The organism is Campylobacter gracilis, assembly GCF_001190745.1.
Lineage (GTDB): Bacteria > Campylobacterota > Campylobacteria > Campylobacterales > Campylobacteraceae > Campylobacter_B > Campylobacter_B gracilis.
On sequence record NZ_CP012196.1, the window covers coordinates 1,717,740 to 1,735,632 of the forward strand.

10 protein-coding genes are annotated in these 17,893 nt (G+C 46.5%); 3 read left to right on the forward strand and 7 right to left on the reverse strand.

The window, feature by feature from the left end; all coding sequences use genetic code 11:
* Positions 1 to 21: 21 nt before the first annotated feature.
* Positions 22 to 639, reverse strand: coding sequence for a ComF family protein (locus CGRAC_RS08555; RefSeq protein WP_005873081.1), 618 nt, complete (start codon positions 637 to 639; stop codon positions 22 to 24).
* On the reverse strand, positions 640 to 1,188 hold the full coding sequence (locus tag CGRAC_RS08560; RefSeq protein WP_005873082.1) for a YajG family lipoprotein: 549 nt from the start codon (positions 1,186 to 1,188) through the stop codon (positions 640 to 642). It abuts the gene before it with no gap.
* A gap of 92 nt (positions 1,189 to 1,280) precedes the next feature.
* Between CGRAC_RS08560 and CGRAC_RS11585 the strand changes: the two genes are divergently transcribed.
* Together CGRAC_RS11585 and CGRAC_RS08575 are read left to right on the forward strand one after the other, a co-directional pair.
* A complete protein-coding gene (locus tag CGRAC_RS11585; protein ID WP_005873083.1) occupies positions 1,281 to 3,572 on the forward strand; it encodes a DNA polymerase III subunit gamma/tau in 2,292 nt (763 codons plus the stop codon).
* 765 nt (positions 3,573 to 4,337) lie between these two features.
* Positions 4,338 to 5,267, forward strand: coding sequence for a ribose-phosphate pyrophosphokinase (locus CGRAC_RS08575; protein WP_005873085.1), 930 nt, complete (start codon positions 4,338 to 4,340; stop codon positions 5,265 to 5,267).
* A gap of 799 nt (positions 5,268 to 6,066) precedes the next feature.
* On the opposite strand, the gene CGRAC_RS08585 is transcribed toward CGRAC_RS08575, so the two are convergent.
* The gene (locus CGRAC_RS08585; RefSeq protein ID WP_040304442.1) at positions 6,067 to 6,585 is read right to left on the reverse strand and encodes a hypothetical protein; all 519 of its coding nucleotides are present in this window, start codon (positions 6,583 to 6,585) and stop codon (positions 6,067 to 6,069) included.
* A gap of 305 nt (positions 6,586 to 6,890) precedes the next feature.
* On the opposite strand from CGRAC_RS08585, the gene CGRAC_RS08590 reads away from it, so the two are divergent.
* Positions 6,891 to 7,634 carry a hypothetical protein gene (locus CGRAC_RS08590; RefSeq protein WP_005873090.1) on the forward strand — a complete coding sequence of 248 codons (744 nt, stop codon included), beginning with the start codon at positions 6,891 to 6,893 and terminating at the stop codon, positions 7,632 to 7,634.
* Between the two features lie 214 nt (positions 7,635 to 7,848).
* Here the strand turns inward: CGRAC_RS08590 and CGRAC_RS08595 are convergent, their stop codons facing one another.
* The 4 genes from CGRAC_RS08595 to CGRAC_RS08610 form a co-directional block, all read right to left on the reverse strand.
* Positions 7,849 to 8,328 carry a DUF6882 domain-containing protein gene (locus tag CGRAC_RS08595; protein WP_143297836.1) on the reverse strand — a complete coding sequence of 160 codons (480 nt, stop codon included), beginning with the start codon at positions 8,326 to 8,328 and terminating at the stop codon, positions 7,849 to 7,851.
* Positions 8,310 to 8,552: a hypothetical protein gene (locus CGRAC_RS08600; RefSeq protein ID WP_005873092.1), complete on the reverse strand. Its 243-nt coding sequence runs from the start codon at positions 8,550 to 8,552 to the stop codon at positions 8,310 to 8,312. Before CGRAC_RS08600 ends, CGRAC_RS08595 begins: the two co-directional genes overlap by 19 nt.
* A gap of 617 nt (positions 8,553 to 9,169) precedes the next feature.
* Positions 9,170 to 10,966: a translation elongation factor 4 gene (gene lepA, locus CGRAC_RS08605; RefSeq protein ID WP_005873094.1), complete on the reverse strand. Its 1,797-nt coding sequence runs from the start codon at positions 10,964 to 10,966 to the stop codon at positions 9,170 to 9,172.
* A 373-nt stretch (positions 10,967 to 11,339) separates the two neighbouring features.
* Positions 11,340 to 17,852, reverse strand: coding sequence for a hypothetical protein (locus CGRAC_RS08610; protein ID WP_005873095.1), 6,513 nt, complete (start codon positions 17,850 to 17,852; stop codon positions 11,340 to 11,342).
* Between the last annotated feature and the right edge of the window lie 41 nt (positions 17,853 to 17,893).

A 17,893-nucleotide genomic window follows, 5' to 3' on the forward strand; every position in this document is an offset into this window, starting at 1 on the left:
TTAAAGCGCGATTATAGCGAATTATTCTTTTGCATTAGCTAAAACCAAGCCGCACACGGGCATAAAGCCGCCATCGATCAAAGTCTCGCGCGCTTGCAGCATGCTAAGGCCCGAGGTAATGATGTCGTCTACTAGGATCACGGGGAATTGCGGCGGGGTTAAAATTTTAAAATTCCGCTTGTGTTTTAGGCGAAATTCTAAACTCTGCCCGGTGTATTTGACGCGGTTTTGCGCGCGCAGGCAGCGAAATTTTGGCTCAATTAGCTCGCTTTTTAGCGCGCGGGCTAGGATCGCCGTGTGCGAATATCCGCTGCGAGCGTCATCATCCAGCGGCACGGCATTAAATTTAAAAATCCCTCCTGTTTTAAACGCTTCGTAATTTTGCGGATTTGCAGAAATTTCGCGCTGCAGATGAAGCGGGAATTTCGCTAGGCTTAAAGAGGCTATGCGCGCAAGCACCGCAGCGCCGTATTCGTGATGTTTAGAAAGTATAAGCTCTCGAATTTCGGAGTAGCCGTAGTAATAAAACACGCTAAAGCCCTCCACCTGCCGCATACTTAGGCGGCATTCGGCTAAATTTGCGGCGCAGGCGGCGCAGATCGTGCGCAGGCTAAACGCGCCGCAATTTACGCAGCGCATCTAAAGCGTCAAGATGATTTGATCGGCGGATTTTTTGACGATGTCGCCAAGCAAGCTTTGCACAAAAGGATTAAGCGATCTAGCCGTACGAAGCGCGGTAAATTGGCTCTGATCCTGCGAAACGCGCTTAGTAGTGGTTTTGTTGCCCTGCACGATAGAGATCGCGATCTCGCCTCTTGCGCTCATATTTTCCTTCGAGTAGCCGTTGATCGCCGCCGAGATACTTCTAATATTTACGGTTACGATATTCGGGCTTGCTGGATCGATCCTTACGCCGCGAGCCTCAAGCTCCGCGCGCAAAGCCTTATCGAACCACGCCGAGAGATTGTTTTTTAAAAGCACTTCATCGACGAGTTTGCCGTCGTTGTCATTTATAACGGCGATTACCATCTGATTTTCGCGCTGATCGTTGATCGCGTTGATATTTACCGACTTGCCGCTTACGGTCTGATCGGCCTTAGAAAGATACGGATTTAGGCTGATGACGCTGCTAGTTTGCGAGCAGGCGACAAAAAATAGCGCAAAGACGCCGAGTAAAAATTTTTTCATTTCGATCCTTTTTCTGAAATTCGGGCGCATTGTAGCACTAAATTTAAAATTTATAGATTTTTTTGTATCATTGTAAGATCAAAGGAGAAATTTTGCAAGCACTCGCTTTAAAATACAGACCCAAAAGCTTCGAGCAGCTCATCGGTCAAGATGCCGTCGCCAAAAGCCTCGCGCACGCGCTGGATTCGGGTAGGCTGAGCCACGCATATCTTTTCAGCGGACTTCGCGGCAGCGGTAAAACCTCGACGGCTAGGATTTTTGCCAAAGCGCTTTTATGCGATAAAGGCCCTACCGGCAAGCCGTGCGAGGTCTGCGATAACTGCGTAATGGCAAACGAGGGGCGCCACATCGACATCATCGAGATGGATGCCGCCAGCCACCGCAAGATCGACGATATCCGCGAGCTCATCGAGCAGACGAAGTATCATCCCGCAAGCGCGCGCTTTAAAATTTTCATCATCGACGAGGTGCATATGCTCACCAAAGAGGCCTCCAACGCGCTTTTAAAGACGCTTGAGGAGCCGCCTGCTTACGTAAAATTTATCCTTGCGACTACCGATCCGCTCAAGCTTCCCGTCACGGTTCTATCGCGCACGCAGCACTTTCGCTTTAAACCTATCGCCAAAAGCGCCGTCGTAGCGCACCTTGCGCAAATTTTAAAAACCGAAAACATCGCTTACGAAGATGGCGCGCTTGAAATTTTAGCTCGCAGCGGCTCGGGCTCGCTACGAGACACGCTCACGCTCCTCGATCAGGCGATCATCTTTAGCCGTGAAGGAATCACGCAGCGCGCGATCGCCGATATGCTGGGCTTGCTCGATCCTGCCAAAATTGGCGAAATTTTAGACATCGTGCTGCGCCAGGATCGCGCGGGCGCGATCGAGATCATCAAAGAGGTCGAAAACTACAATGCCGAGACGATAATCGACGAGATGATCGCAAATTTAAAGGATAAATTTCTGCGCCGAGACGCGAAATTTAGCCTGCTGATGTACGAGAGGTTTTTCCGCATTTTAGCGGGCGCCAAGAGCATGCTCGCCATCAGCCCGGACAATACCTACGCGATTTCTATGATGATTTTTATGATGATGGAGGCGGTAAATCTGCGCGAGATCGACGAGCTCATAGAGGTCGGAAGATCGCTGGATCAAGGCGAGGACTATGCTTCCGCTTCGGCGCCTAATTTAAACGCGCAAAGCTCCGCACCGAATTTCAGGTCAAATTCCAATCAAAGTGCGGCTTTTACATCAAATAACGAGCCGGGCGGCGCGGCTTTTGCGTCAAGCGACCGGGGTAGCGCGATAAGCGGCGTGCCGAGCTTTACTGCGAGCGCAAAACGTCCCGTAAACACGGCGCAAAACTCCGGTGCGGGCGGTGCAGCAAAACAGAGCCATGACGCAAACGGCGAGATCAAACCGGGCGCGGCGGCGCAGGCGCAAAATTCTAGCTCTTCCGTCAAAACGGGCGCTCAAAATGAAATTTACGAGAATTTTTTAGCCAAAATTTACGACCGCGATTACGATATGGGCGAGAAATTTAGCAAGTGCGTGGAATTTTTAAAGTTCGAGCGCGGCACGCTGTATCTGCTCTCGCGCGCGCAGGGGCAGGACAGAGAGTACCTGCGCAAGGGTTCGCGAGCGATAAATAGCGTGCTAAAATCGCTTTTCGGCGAGGGCGCAAAAATCAAAATCGAGCAAAGCGCGCCGCAAAACGGCGATGTTCCCGCCCAAAGCGAGCGCGATCAGAATTCCGCACGCGGCGCAACCGCTACGCAAAGCAAAAATTCTACGCAAGACGCGGCTTCCGAATCCGGCGTCGATACTACACGCCCTGCAAATTCGGCCTCGCAAAGCCCTGTAAATTCCGCGGCACAAAATTTTACTGAAAGCCCCACTTCTAGCAGCGTGCAAGAAAATCACGCAGCTACGCAAGCAGGCAAGCAATATCATAAGAATTTAACCGGCGAGCAAGAGAGCGAGCAGAGCTGTGCGCCGCAAATAAATTCCACCGCAAATGAAGCGCAAGCCGCAAAATTGCAAACGGATGCGGCAAGAAATTCCGAGCAACAAAATTTGAAAAATTCTGCGACGCAAAATTCTGCGCAGCGAAATTCCACGACGAATTCCAATTCGCAAAATTCCGCTTCAAATTCCAAGCTGCAAAATTCCGAAATTTCTGTAGGAGATGACGACGGGGAGAAGGACGATCTGTTAAGATCCACCGATCCGCAAAACTACGCCGCAAAACCCCGCGATACGAGCAAGAGCGTGCGCGCCGCCAAGGCAGGTCTTGCCGAGCTCGCAAACGGCGCGCAGGACGGCAAGGAAATTTTGATCTCCGAGATAAATAGGCTATTCGGCGAGCCCACCAAAATCACAGAATAGCGCTTTATGCGGATTAAATTTACCTCCGTGCGATTTTAAAATTTAAACGTGCAAAAGCAATTCCGAAATTTACACGGCGAAGCAAGCCTGCACGATTTTAAAATTTAAGCGGTAAAGGCAATATATAAATTTACGCGACGAATGGAGCTTGCACGATAAATTTTAAAATTTCGCGGCACACGATCAAGCTCTAGATAGCGAGCTTTAAATTTTCGCCAAAGCAAAACGCATTTTAAATTTAACCGCCCAAGAAATATAAAATTTATGCGCCGCGGTAGTCGAAATTTAACATATCGCAAAGTATTCGCGCAGTCGTCCCGCACAGGCTTAAATCTAAATTTATGCACAATCTCCGCAGCTTTAAAGATAAATTCTACCCGTCTGTATCGCAAATATAAAATTTCGCACTCATCGGCACCATGCCCTCCGCGATACGATTTTGACCGCACCACTTGTTTGATGCGCTCCATCAGACTTTCATAAAACTTTTCAATACGGTTTTAGTCGCATCCGCGCAGATACTAGCGAGAAAACGCGGGCTCCGATGACCTGCGCGCGTATCGGTTACAATCCAAAGCCAAATTTCACCCTAGTAAGACCGCGGCAAGCCGAGCCGCCCTGAAATTTTAAAGAATTTATCTCGCAAACGGGCAGCGGTCCGCGATGCTTGCTTATGAATTTTACGCAAGCGCGGCGGGCGAATTAGCTAAAATTTAGCGCTTTTGATGTAGAATTCGAGCAAATTTCAATCCAAAGGTCATCAAAATGCGCGGATATAAAATTTTCTCCGGCACCGCAAATCCCGAATTTGCCAAAAAAATCTCCAAATATCTCTCGCTACCTCTTAGCGAATGCGCGATCAAAACCTTCAGCGACGGCGAAATCAGCGTCCAGATCGGCGAGAGCGTGCGCGGTAAGGATGTCTTCGTCATCCAGCCGACCTGCGCGCCCGCAAACTCCAATCTGATGGAGCTTTTGATTCTAACCGACGCGCTGAAGCGCTCCAGCGCGAACTCAATCACGGCGGTCGTGCCCTACTTCGGCTACGCTCGCCAAGACCGCAAGGCAGCCCCGCGCGTACCGATCAGCGCAAAGCTCGTGGCGAATATGATGCAGACGGCAGGGATCGACCGCGTCGTCACGATGGATCTGCACGCGGGGCAGATACAGGGCTTTTTCGACGTGCCCGTCGATAACCTCTACGGCTCGCTGATATTTTTGGACTACCTGAAAGAGAAAAATTTAAAAAATCCGATCATCGCTAGCCCCGACGTGGGCGGCGTCGCGCGCGCCAGAAGCTTCGCCAAAAAGCTCTCACTCGATCTCGTCATCGTCGATAAGCGCCGCGAGGAGGCGAACAAAAGCGAGGTGATGAACATCATCGGCGACGTCGCGGGCAAGGACGTGATCCTAATCGACGATATGATCGATACCGCGGGCACCATCGTCAAGGCTGCGGGCGCGTTTAAGGAACAGGGCGCGAAGAGCGTCAGCGCGTTTTGTACGCACGCCGTGCTAAGCGGCCCGGCATATGAGCGCATCGAAAGCGGCGCGCTGGACGGCCTAGTCGTGACCGACACGATCCCGCTAAAACAGGAAAGCGACCGCATCAAGGTAATCAGCGTCGCTCCGCTTTTCGGCGAGGTCATCAGACGCGTATATCACGACGAGAGCGTAAATAGCTTATTCAAATAAAATTTCAAAATTTAAAGCGCGGCGCGGTTTGTTTTAGACAGCCGCAGGAATGCGAACAATAGGCATCTTATAATAAAAGATCGCGGCTCAGCCTAAGTCAAGCGCTTACGGCGGTGGGCTCTAAATTTATAGCATTTGAGCTTGCCGCGATTTAAACTATTGTCGATTTAACTGCAACGCAAAATTTAGCTTCTACGCGGCGAATTCAATTTATGCGCGGCATTTACTCCGCGCGGCGGAAAATTTAACTGCAACCACAGAGCAAATTTACCGCATTAGCCGCTGCAAGCCGCATTTTAATCCGCCATGTTAACTCCAAAAAACTGCGTTTTAAATTTGCCGTAAAATTTTCTGCATATTTGATGAGATCGCGCAGCGCCGCTACGCTTTAAATTTATGATAATTTGCCGCACATTCGCATCGTCCGTGCAGCTGCGCTTCTGTAAAACTCGCACCTGCTAAATCGTGCAAACCGCGTTTTTAAATTTCGCCGCAAAATCCGCAGCACACGCCGACAAGCATACACCAGCCAGTGCGTTTAATTTTAGCGCCGAAATTCTTTATACTTTAGAGCATTGCAAGGATTTAAATGCCGTATTTCCCAAGCGTTTGCTGCTTCATTGGCGAGAAGCTATCGATATGTCGATAGCCCTCAAGTAATCCGCTTCTTTAAATTTTACCGCTCAAGCTCGCAGCGATTTTTTAAAATCCCGCGATTTAAAAGCCAGCAAGGCGTCAAAATCATTTATGATTTAGTCAAATGTGGCATCGGGCACGTGCGTTGTGCCCAAGCTGGCCGCTAAAATTTCTTTATGATCTCCATTAAATGCTTAACCATGGCCGCGATCGCGGCATTTTCATAGCTATCGTCTGTATTTTGCAACGCTATGGTTTTCATATTGCCGAAAAATCCCGGATCGTAATGCTCGATGTCATTTTGCACGTAGCTTCTTAAAATTTGGCCGTTTCTTACTAGTTTAACCTCATAGATAAACTCTATGCCACCGATTCTATCGCTAGGAAACGGAGTAGCTTCACCCGTAAAGCCCCTGTGGTGCTTTATTGTAATTTTAAGCTCGTCGGTAGAGTTTTGATCCAGCAGGTTCGCTTCTTTTAGCGCCGCTAAAAGCTGCTCATTGTACTTTTTCTCGACCGCCTCCGGCGATTGATAGATAAATTTTTTCGGATTATGGTTTTGGAAGTGTTGGTAGGTAATGCCTTTGAATTTATACGCGCTTGCGATCGGCACTTTCGGTTGAGACTGTCCGCAACCGACAAAGAATAGCGCCGCAAAAAGCAAAGCAAAAAATTTTTTCATTTTTTCTCCTTTAAAATTTTGTGCAATTATATAAAAACGGGGTTTAGCCCGGGCTAAATTTACGATCTTTCGGCGCCTATGCATGTCGAATTTTTTATAAATTTGAGCGAAAGCGCAAATTTTAAGCGCAGCTAGACGGCTAAATTTCAAATCCTTTAAATTTGAAACTCGCTTAAATTTCAAAGCCTCTTCAAATTTAAAATTTAATCCGAATTTGATCTGAAATTTTATAAAATTACGCCGTTTTAAACGGGCTTTAAAAGCGCGCGCAAGCTGTTTCGCAAGCCCGAAAGAAAGGGAGCTTTATGCCTACTTTTACTACCAAAGACTACAAAGCCGCCCTTCGCAGCCGCAGCGCACGAACCACGAGCGCAGGCGGATTTAGCATCAAAAACGACAACTCTTTCATCGTGATCTTCGTCATTGCGATGATGGCTTTTATATTTTTTTACGGCATGTCGGCAGGGCTAGATTTAGATAATTTTTTTTTAGGAAACGGTCACGGACGCGGTGGAGGCGGGATTTTAGGACTTTTGATCGCCGGCGTAGCTTGGTATCAAGGGCGCGATGGCGGCGGGCTGTTTAAATTTAACGACCACGCGATCACCTTCGTCTCAAACGAGCGCAAGAGCGAAATCCTGCTCTTTAATATCGATTACGTTAGGCTCACTCCGGGCTTTTTGCGCACCTGCACCGGCTACACGGCGCTTAGCCACTCCCGCTACGTAAAACACGAGCAGTTCTTCACATTTGGAATCGGATCGATCATCGTGCTGTGGCTAGTCGGTATCGCCATGAGCGAGCGCGTGGGGATGGCATTCGTGATAATGGTCGTGGGCGTCGTGATCTTTATCTTCGCCAAGGCGCTCTCGTCGTGGCGGCTAAACGGCGACTTTCACGATATCTTGCTGCGCGACACCGTGCTGATCCGCGGCAAGGATCTAAACGACCGCGTGCTGTGGTTTGCGATCACGCCCGGTCGCAACGACCGCCGCAGGTTGCGCGCCTATTTCAAAGAGCATCTTGATTTCGACATCGACGGCGGCTGATTTTGGTTTAAAATTTAAAGGCTTGGGCGCAGACCCTGTAGCGGAATTTTACGGCGTAAAATTTTAAGGCAGAATTTCGCACGGCGGAATTTTGCGATCTAAATTTTACCGAGCAAAATTCTAAGGCTAAAAATTTTAAGATATAAAATTTACGAAGCAGAATTTCACGGCGTAAATTTCAAAGCCGCAGATGCATGCCGCAATATTTGCGGCTCTATACGGCGAACTCTACCTCGCTTAGCCGCCCCAAATTATCAAACGAAAAGAGCGCATCATTTTTAAAATTTGCTACGATCTTGCCCGCCGCTTCGCTAAATTTCGTGCCGTTTCTCATCAAAAGCGCCCCCGATAAAACGGCGTGATTTAGCTGAAATGCGCCTATGTAATCGCACGCCAAAGAGATAAGCTCGCTTGCGTCCATACCGGCCTTGATCGTACTATCTGGCGCCACGCACTCGCCTGCCACGAACGCCACAAACACCGCTCCGCCGGCGTGCGGGCAGCGGTAGTAGATTGCGGGCTCCTGCGATAGCCCGCACGCGATCGCGCTTAGAGCATGCCCGTTTATCTCCTCGCTTAGTGCAAGCTTGGACGTGCTAAGCTCTGCTAGCCCGTGCTGCAAGCCGAAGTCGCGCACATCTCGCGCAAGGGTAAATAGCCGCTTATCGAGACGGTTTATGTTCTCGTACCCCACGGCCACGTGCGGCTGCCGCTTGCTTCGCTACCGATATACCAAATAGTGCGCGGCGCATCGTCGCCCAAGAGGGTCTCACCGCGCTCAAAATCCACAGAGCGGCACCTGCCCTTCATGATTAGCTTCGAGCCCATCTCTTGCACCCTTGCGCCGCAGCCTAAACATGCCGAAAACAGATCAGTAAAGCTGCTCCTATCCACGCCCAAGCGGTCTAAAAATTTCATCGTTTCTCCCTTGATCTTGCACCGATAAATTTAACGCTTTTGCTGAATTTATCGGCGCTCTCTTATACACCGCGCACGCCGTTTTGCTATAAAACACTCGCACTATGGAAATTTCATGCGGCGCGCAGTAAAATTTAATCAAATTTTATAAATCCGCAGCGGATAAAATTTCATAACAGAACGCCACCCGGATAGAATTTTGCAGAAGGCGACGGGCACAGCGAGTGCAACTGTAGGAGATGACGGGCGCGACCGCAATGATCGGCGGGCGGCAAAAATTTAAACCGCTCGGAGATCGTCAAAATTTAAAGGCAAAATTATTTTAGCCTAACGGCGAGCGGCGTAATTCTACGACCGAGTAGTGAGCAATAGAGCTTAAAGCGGCGCAAAACGGGCACGTAGAAGCGAATGTATCAGATCGGGCAGCGAGCGAGAGTTTAAACGCCGTGCAGTCATAAAATCTAAATCGTCTCTTAGGATCGTTAAATTTAAAGACGAAATTTCATACCGAACGGCGAGCCGCTAAATTTAAACCGCCCAAACGATCGTCAAAATTTAAAATCAAATTTTACGGCCGCGCGGCAAAAGATGAAATTTAGATCACCCGCGCGCTAAATTTAATCGATCTTCAGTACGCTCAAAAACGCCTCGCTCGGCAGATTTACCTTGCCGATTGCTTTCATGCGCTTCTTGCCCTCTTTTTGCTTCTCGAGCAGTTTGCGCTTGCGCGTGATGTCGCCGCCGTAGCATTTGGCGGTCACGTTTTTGCCCATGGCGCGGACGTTTTCGCGCGCGATGATCTTGTTGCCGATGCTAGCCTGGATAGCGACCTCAAAAAGCTGCCGCGGCACGATCTCCTTCATCGCTTTGACGAGGTCGCGCCCCTTGGATTCGGCCTTTGAGGCGGGCACGATGATCGAGAGCGCATCGACCGCTTCGCCAGCGACGCGGATGTCGAGCTTTACGAGATCGCCGCGCCTGTAATCGATCGGCTCGTAATCAAAGCTCGCATAGCCCTTGGTGCAGGACTTGAGCTTGTCGTAAAAGTCCATTATGATCTCGTTTGTAGGCACGTCGTACTCGAGCAGGACGCGCTCAGGCGTAATATAGTCCATCTTGGTTTGGATGCCGCGGCGCAAATTTAAAAGGCTGATGAGATTGCCCAAAAACTCGCTCGGGGTAATGATGGTCGCCCTGACGTAGGGCTCCTCGATGCGCTCGATGAAATTCGGCGCGGGAAGCTCGCTGGGGCTGTGTATCCGCACGCACGAGCCGTCCGTGAGATACACGGCGTATGTGACGGTCGGCGCCGTGGCGATGAGATCGAGATCAAACTCGCGCTCGAGCCGCTCTTTTACGACCTCCATATGAAGTAGCCCCAAAAACCCGACGCGAAAGCCAAATCCTAGCGCGAGCGACGTCTCGGGCTCATAGCTAAGCGAACTGTCGTTTAGGCTGAGCTTATCCAAAGCGTCGCGCAGATCTTCAAATTTATCGGTTTGCACGGGATAGATGCCCGCGAACACGAAGGGCTTGGCCTTCTCAAAGCCGCCCACGGGCGCGGCGGCACGTTTTTTAAAAAGCGTGATCGTATCGCCCACCTGCACATCGGCAACGTTTTTTAGCCCCATTACTACGATACCCACTTCGCCGCTGCTAAGCTCGCGGGTTTTTGTGGGCGCGAGCGGGTTGGGATACATCAGATCGAGCACCTCGTGGCGGTTCTCGCTACCCATGATATAGACCTCGTCGCCCTTTTTCAGCACGCCGTCGTAGAGCCTCGCGAGCGCGAGCGCGCCTAGGTAGTTATCGAACCAGCTGTCGTAGATGAGCGCTTTAAGCGGCGCGTCGTCGTCCGTTTTGGGTGCGGGGATGCGAATGATTATCGCCTCTAAAAGCTCCTTGATGCCCACGCCCGTTTTGGCGCTGACCTCGATCGCGCTGCTGCAATCAAGCCCGATGACGTGCTCGATCTCATCTTTTACGCGCTGCGGATCGGCGGCGGGCAGATCGATTTTGTTAAGCACGGGGATGATCTCGAGGTTGTGCTGCAGCGCGATATAGACGTTTGCGATGGTCTGCGCCTGCACGCCCTGGCTCGCATCCACGACGAGGATCGCTCCCTCACAGCTAGCCAGCGAGCGCGAGACCTCGTAGCTAAAATCCACATGGCCCGGGGTGTCGATCAAATTTAAAACGTATTTCTCGCCGCCAAGCTCGTACTCGAGCCGCACGGACTGCGCCTTGATCGTGATGCCCCGCTCCTTTTCGATATCCATCGTATCCATGATCTGGCTGCTCATCTGGCGCGCCTCGACGGCGTTGCACTCGCTAATCAGGCGGTCTGCGAGCGTGGATTTGCCGTGGTCGATATGCGCGATGATGCTGAAATTTCTGATATTTTTTGTTTTCAAGTGGCTTTCCCTGATGAAATTTTAAGCCACATTGTGCCGAAATTTCATTTAAAAACGGGTAAATGAACAAATGGAATTTATGAAGCGGTTTTATACAACAGATCTAGGCGGATTGGAATTTTACGAAACGAAATTTTAAAGGATAAGGCGGAATACGAGCGGCTTTGAGTGATAGAATTTTAGTTTTATCGGCGGTGCGTTTTGCCGCGATAGAATTTTAGGATGAGAGTTGGAAGCAGATTTTACTAATTGAATTTTGGGGCTGCATTGAAATGTAGGATTTTAAAAGATCCGCTACTAATAAAACCAAAATTCCGCCCATAAAAAAGGCTAGCCGAGAGGCTAGCCTTTGTGCTACGAGCTTACGCAGATACTACCAATCGGTCTTTTGGTTGTAGATATCGCGGACATCTCCCGTATCTAGCTTCCTCGTAGAAGTATCACTGGTACTGTTATCTGACGAGCTACCACCGGCGAATGATCCTACGTCATCCGCTATGCCCGATTTAACCTGACCTTCACCGCCCCAGACCGTAGGTTGAGCGGCTCTTATGCTTACATTAAGAGGATTGAAGTACTGCCGCACACCCGGATACTGCCTAGAATAAGCTCCCCCACCAGCTACCATAAACATAGTATTTTCATTTCCAGCAGGCGTATGGATAAACCATGGGCTAGTTATGATACGTACCCTAGCCTGGCCCGCTGTGGAACCGCTGACGATTATATCCTCTTTGCCTGCACTTATTACATTACCTCTCGTAACATTTACTCCTACCTCGCCAACTTTAGTTAAGCTATCATAGGCGCTTACGAACTCTGCATCTATATTATTTAAAGTAGCCCTAGTATTTACTACAAACTTTGTAAAATCAGTTAGGCTATGATCTTGAGCCGCTAGCACGGTAAATATATTCGAGGCTATGACATTACCCGAGGCATTAACCACACCCGGAACCTCATAGGCGAGATTTTCATTAGGCGCAGGCATATTAGAGCATCCATCAGTTCTGCCGCAATAGATCTGTGCATAAATAGGTATAGTTACTGAAGATCTAGTAGTGGTATTATATACCCTAGATCCTAAGCTTTTATCATACGATGCACCGTAAACAAATAGTGCATAAGTGCCTATATTATCGCTAAAATCTGTAATAGTAGTGCCGGTTTTATAAGTTTTGCTATTAGTATTAGCAGTATTTATATAAGCAGCTTTATTTGCTACGCTCATATCTGCTTTTTTAACCCCTGTTGTCTCTTCTACTTTCCTAGTAACAAAGTCATCGAAGCTCTCATGAGATAGTTTTATACCATCTTTATTATATTGCTCCGAAGTTGTATCCGAGATAGCATTATATAGCTTATCAAATTTTGACGGCCAAAAATTTTCGGAGGTACTAACACCATCTCTAATATCGAAGTCACTAGCATAGATAAGCACCGGTGTGCTAGGGCTTTTTTGCATCCTAGCGAAGTTGAAATACACGGTTGAGCCAGGAGTTTGTCCCTCTTTAAATCCTTGAGCCAAAATTCTAAATAAACTCGACTTAGAGTCGTAATTAATTCCTGTGCCACCCTGTGGTCTATTGATAAGCCCGCCCACTAAATTAGCATCAGAGTAGTAATTAAGAGCCGTTCTAAGTGGTATAGGCAATCCATAGCCACCACCAGATGCAGCCTCCTCCCAATCAGGAATTCCATCAGTGGTAGAAGCATTATTTTGACTTCTTATATTATATTTATAGCATCTGCTATCATATCCCGTAGAACCTAAGCACTCGTTAGAATTTGCAGCAAAAAACTGTGTATCTTTATCAATCTGATAGATAACGGTAGATCTATCAGGATATGGTGCATAGTTTATATTTGCGCTAGTCTTACTAGCATTAGTAGCCTTAGAGCAGCGTCCGTCAGCATTATTGTGTTCGCAATCAAAGCCGAAATCTAGCGCAAAATCAAGATCGCTCGAAAATCCGCACACAGCCTGAGGGTTACCGCCGATATCTCGCTTATATCCGTCATAAAGCGTAGCGATGACATCCTTATAAACCTTATCGGATAGATACGCTACGGCATTAACCCTAAGCATAGCTAGCTGGCTTATTTGACGCGTTACGGCTAAATTTTGCCTAGGATCTTCACCAGGATATATCACGACGTTATTCTCAATGTCTGGAGAATTGAAGTATGTATACGCAGATATCCCACCTGTTATATTATTGTCCGTTACTGGCACGTTTCTAGATCCTATAATGCTACCCACGCCGCTTGTCACGCCGTTATCAAGACTTACGAGAGATACCCTGATGCGATCTGGTCGGTATCGCAATACTAAATTAGTATTAGTAGCTGAAATTTTAGGATCACTGCTTTCGACGATACTCTTATTTTTCATTCCGACGTCGCAACCTACCATGCCTTTATTATTAGGCACGTTGCTAGAAGAGTTAATTACACATTTAGCGCTCTTCCACTTCGTAGAATATGTCTGATCTGCGTAAGCATCGGTCCATGAGTTATCATACACATTGACTAAAACATCACCTACATTATAATAATTAAAGTAATGCTTAGCAATTTTAGGCTCTGTAGTAGTATATGCCATCTCGGTATATAAAACACCATTAACTTTATCTTTTTGTTCAGGACTCATTCTAGACTGAGTTAATAGATACGAACCTTCCGCATTACCTTTTGACTTATATGTAGCCACTGCATCCGTCACACTTACATTTCTTGCATTAAAATCAGCCCACAAACTAATGGCATTTTTATCCCAGATTCTTCTGTATGTTTCGTCAAAATTTATCTCACCAGACGTCGTTTTGCACTGCGTATTGCCTTTACCAAAAGTATTCTTTTTAATATCAGCATCACTAATGCCTTTTTTAACGGAATATGATCCGGTTTTGCTATCATATTCTATGCCGTTATATTCTGTCTGGGTACCACCATAGCAACCGTCTAGTTTATGACCGGTTTGTAAGGTGGCGTTGCCTCCAGCTCTTTTTATATAATATGACTGAGTAGAGAGCTCGGCCGCACATTGATTAGATATAAATGGACGCAAATAGGTCTGGATACCGCGAACTTTAGTTGAAATATCTTGAGCGCTATCGGCATCGGAGTATTTGTAGCTATCGCGTATATGATATCTTTCATTTCCTAAATCGCCACCTATTACGGCATTATAGTTAGGCACCCCGTTACCCTTATAACTTCTAGCCGAAATTACCTTAGCCAAGATATCCACATTCTCAGTATAATCACCACCTACGCGTAAGTCTTTAGGATGGCTTACAACGCTTGCATCACTACTTCCTTTATTAGTTATATCACCATCAGCGCTAGTATCTACTAACTTGCCGTATTTCGTTAGCTCAGCAGTATCTACATTAAAATATGCCGGACGAATTACAAAGTTATCACTACCACAAACGTGGAATGAACCGTCACTGGACATAGTGATGCCGAATGTATTGGATGCCTTGCTGATCTCATTTGCAAACTTTGCTAGCTCTTTTTTTATCAGCTCTTCTTTTTCAGCTTTTTCCGCATCGCTTAAAGGCTTGCACCATCCATATGTATCACCCGTATAGCAGACTCCATACTTCTCGCGAAGCTCCATCTTCTTAAGCGCCAAATAATACTTAACCGGATCGTCTTCGTCCACGGCATAGTCGTTTTTAGTAGTTTTATTCGCCTGCCCGTCCGGACGATAGCTAAGCATAAATGTTACGCCTTGATACGCATCTCCTATCTCTATATCTTCGAGATCCAAAATAGATTTATTTTTAAAATCCAGCTCATGGTCTAAAGCATAACTTGAAGCGCCGCCGCCTTTTTGCTTTAACTTGAACGGAATTTTTAAATTATCGGTTATCGCTCGGCACGAGTATGCAGTACTATTTCGATCCTTTACGGCTTTAGCTGCAGTCATCGCGGCATTTTTTGCCCTTACGACAGATAGATAGAGCTTTCCATCCAAATTAAATTTTTCTAGTTGTTTCTTGCCACCTATATACTTAAGTTCACCAGTAGCAGGGTCTTTAACAAAAAGGTCGGTTCTAGACGCAGCTTCGGCAGTATATTGCTCGCATTCACCTGTAGAGTTATATTTCTTGCAAAAATGACTTTCGTAATCCGGTCTGAATATCAACTTACCATCAAAAGGCATTTCGGATACTTGAGTATAAAGCCTATCATCGTCGTCGCTATTTTTAAAATTCTTATTTACGACCTGCAAGCCTTCCAAAGGCTGGATATTTACGCTATCGGATAGTAATTTATCATCGCATATCTCTAGCTCAGAAGCGCCTTCCAAACTAATCTCTACCGGAGTTCCAGTACCTACATCCAAGCTAATCTTATAGCTTAGTAGCATCTCCGGGGCTTGTAAAATTTTTGCTCCGGTATTGACGGTAGCGTTAAATTCTGCATATGCCGCTTTCCCAGGCTTCATCCTACCGCCTATAAGCGTAGGTTGTTCATCAGGCTTCGAAGGAGGAACCCACCTACCCGCGTCCTCGCCTATATAAACTTTCAAAAGACCATTCTCTAAAGTAGTAAATTGCCTATTCTTATATATTGCATCAGTAACATTTGGAGCTTTACCATCCGTAATAACATCTTTCATAGTTTGATATGCGCCCAATTGTCCATCGCGCAAATAAACTAAATTTTGACTAGCTTTCATAGGTATAGCGTTTATTTTGGTAGTAACGCCACTATATTCGCTATCGTCAAGACGGTTGTTGATAGTAGCACTATTTGGAGTATAAGTGGCACCTGCTCTATTGAAATTTACGCTTACTATAGAGCCTACCGCATCTTCGCTATTACCTCCATTATATCTATTTTCAAATCTTATTCTGTAATAGATATTTTCGCCAGCTACAACGCCATTTTTTATCTGCTCAGGAGGTTCATGTAGTTTTTTTACATCCTCTTCGCTTCTTCGGTTACCATCTTTATCAAAGAATTTAACCCAGTTAGAGGCATTATAGACTTCATACTGATAGCACATATTAGGCACATACATATCTACAGATACGGCTAGCATACTGATGAAGTTTTGATCTGCAGATTCTCCACCTCCCGGTCTTTGCGTAGAAGCACCACCTAATTGAACATCTAAACTGGATTGTTTATTTCCCATCTTTGAACTTATGTCAAATTCATCTAGATCCATACCCCATTTATAATCAGTTCCTTTAGGATAGGTAAGTTTATAGTTGCCGTCGCTATCTAGCTCCAAAATGGAAGTCGAGCCATCATATATATTTGCAAAGCCATTACCCAAATTAGCATTTACTACACTTCCGCTTAGAGTATCCATCGTATTTTTATTCTTATTTTCTACCTTGAAAAACTCTTGCTCCCGCATCTCTCTTTCGCCCGCAAAACCTAGGAATCCTAATTTTGCATTAACCTTACCTTGCCTTGGCGTATAAAAGCCGCTTAGCTTTAAATTTACATTAATAGGCGAATAGCCGGGTTCCGGGGTAGACCATGGCGTAATGGTAATGAAATCACCGTAGATAGTTACGTTCTTGGGCTTAAAATATGTATCTCGAATTTTTTTCGCCTCGGCGAGGCTCGCTTTTGCACCCGTTACCTCAGTAGAATTTTGAAGATCGTCCATTAGCTTCCTACGAGACGCAAGCGTTTTATCATACACTATTACGACACCCCATCCGCCATAAGCACCTACTCTTGCCGTCTCAAAACCGCCATTTAAAAATGAAGCTCCGTAAGCATCCCATCCAGCGCTAGTTTTAATATTGCCCACGGTAAAATCTATACTATCGGAATAATCCTTGAAATTTGCTCTTACGATGTTGGTTATATCTTTAGAGCAACCGTATTGAAGGCGCATTTCGTTTAATACGTCAGTCCATTCATATCTCCAGAATAGATGGTTTTCTGTACCCGGAATCGGACCGCGATTTTTCCATCTATAATAAAGATCACTATGTTTTACCCCGTTGCGATCTGTGTAATTATAAGTAAAAGTATCAGGTATATTGCGATCGGTTTCGCTACGATAATACCAACCCCTATTTCTCGGATAATTAACCGCTAATCTTTTTGTTGCAAGAACCTGCCCTTTGGCATTAGTCGCACAACCATGAGGTCCACTACCAGACTTACATTCTTTATAAACGCCCGCCTCTTTTGCGTCATATTGCCCGCCGTCTCTAGTATTTGCATTATAATTCCATGCAGCGTATCCGTCGCATCTATCTCGCTCTATCTCCTCTATATCGGTTGCTTTAGAGCTTTTCGAACTTCTCATTCTAAACTGAACTTTATGATAATCCTTCGTAGCTTTAAAACCATCCAGTGCCTCGGTATTAAATACATTTCCTTGCCAATAAAGCCTAGCGTATACGATATCATCTGCAGTAACGCCTTTTGGTAACTTTAAAGTAGATGTAGAGCTATTTAAAGTAAAACCACCATCGTTGATATATGTACCCTTCGAGTCAAACATATAATGGGTGCCACTATTAGGCCAACTGGAGGTTATAACTGATCCGCTAGTTACAGCATAATCACCGAATACGTAAGAGCCCGCACCACCAAATCTTACAGCAGGCTTTTGATCTCGCATATCCTCAGGAAATTTTTTGATATTGCTGAAATTATACACGCCAAAAAAACAATCAGAATCACCACATCCAGCGCTTTTAGAGTCTTTCATATTTTTTCTGAAAATCCAGCCTTGTCTCCAGTCTGCTCCGCCGTCAGTACGATATTCGTTACCCAACTGAGTCGCAGGTACGATTTTTACATTTGATCTGTCATCATCCGCAAATGCACCCGTTGAGAAACAAAACAACAGCGCCAAAAGAGGCGCAAAGCCAAAATTCTTAACTTTCATGATACTACCCTCCGGTCAATAACATAATTTTTAACTACTAT

Excerpts from the sequence above, each read along its gene's own strand:
- CGRAC_RS08555 (WP_005873081.1), bottom strand. The coding sequence starts at position 639 with ATGCGCTGCGTAAATTGCGGCGCGTTTAGCCTGCGCACGATCTGCGCC.
- CGRAC_RS08560 (WP_005873082.1), bottom strand. The coding sequence starts at position 1,188 with ATGAAAAAATTTTTACTCGGCGTCTTTGCGCTATTTTTTGTCGCCTGC.
- CGRAC_RS08575 (WP_005873085.1), top strand. The coding sequence starts at position 4,338 with ATGCGCGGATATAAAATTTTCTCCGGCACCGCAAATCCCGAATTTGCC.
- CGRAC_RS08585 (WP_040304442.1), bottom strand. The coding sequence starts at position 6,585 with ATGAAAAAATTTTTTGCTTTGCTTTTTGCGGCGCTATTCTTTGTCGGT.
- CGRAC_RS08590 (WP_005873090.1), top strand. The coding sequence starts at position 6,891 with ATGCCTACTTTTACTACCAAAGACTACAAAGCCGCCCTTCGCAGCCGC.
- CGRAC_RS08600 (WP_005873092.1), bottom strand. The coding sequence starts at position 8,552 with ATGAAATTTTTAGACCGCTTGGGCGTGGATAGGAGCAGCTTTACTGAT.
- CGRAC_RS08610 (WP_005873095.1), bottom strand. The coding sequence starts at position 17,852 with ATGAAAGTTAAGAATTTTGGCTTTGCGCCTCTTTTGGCGCTGTTGTTT.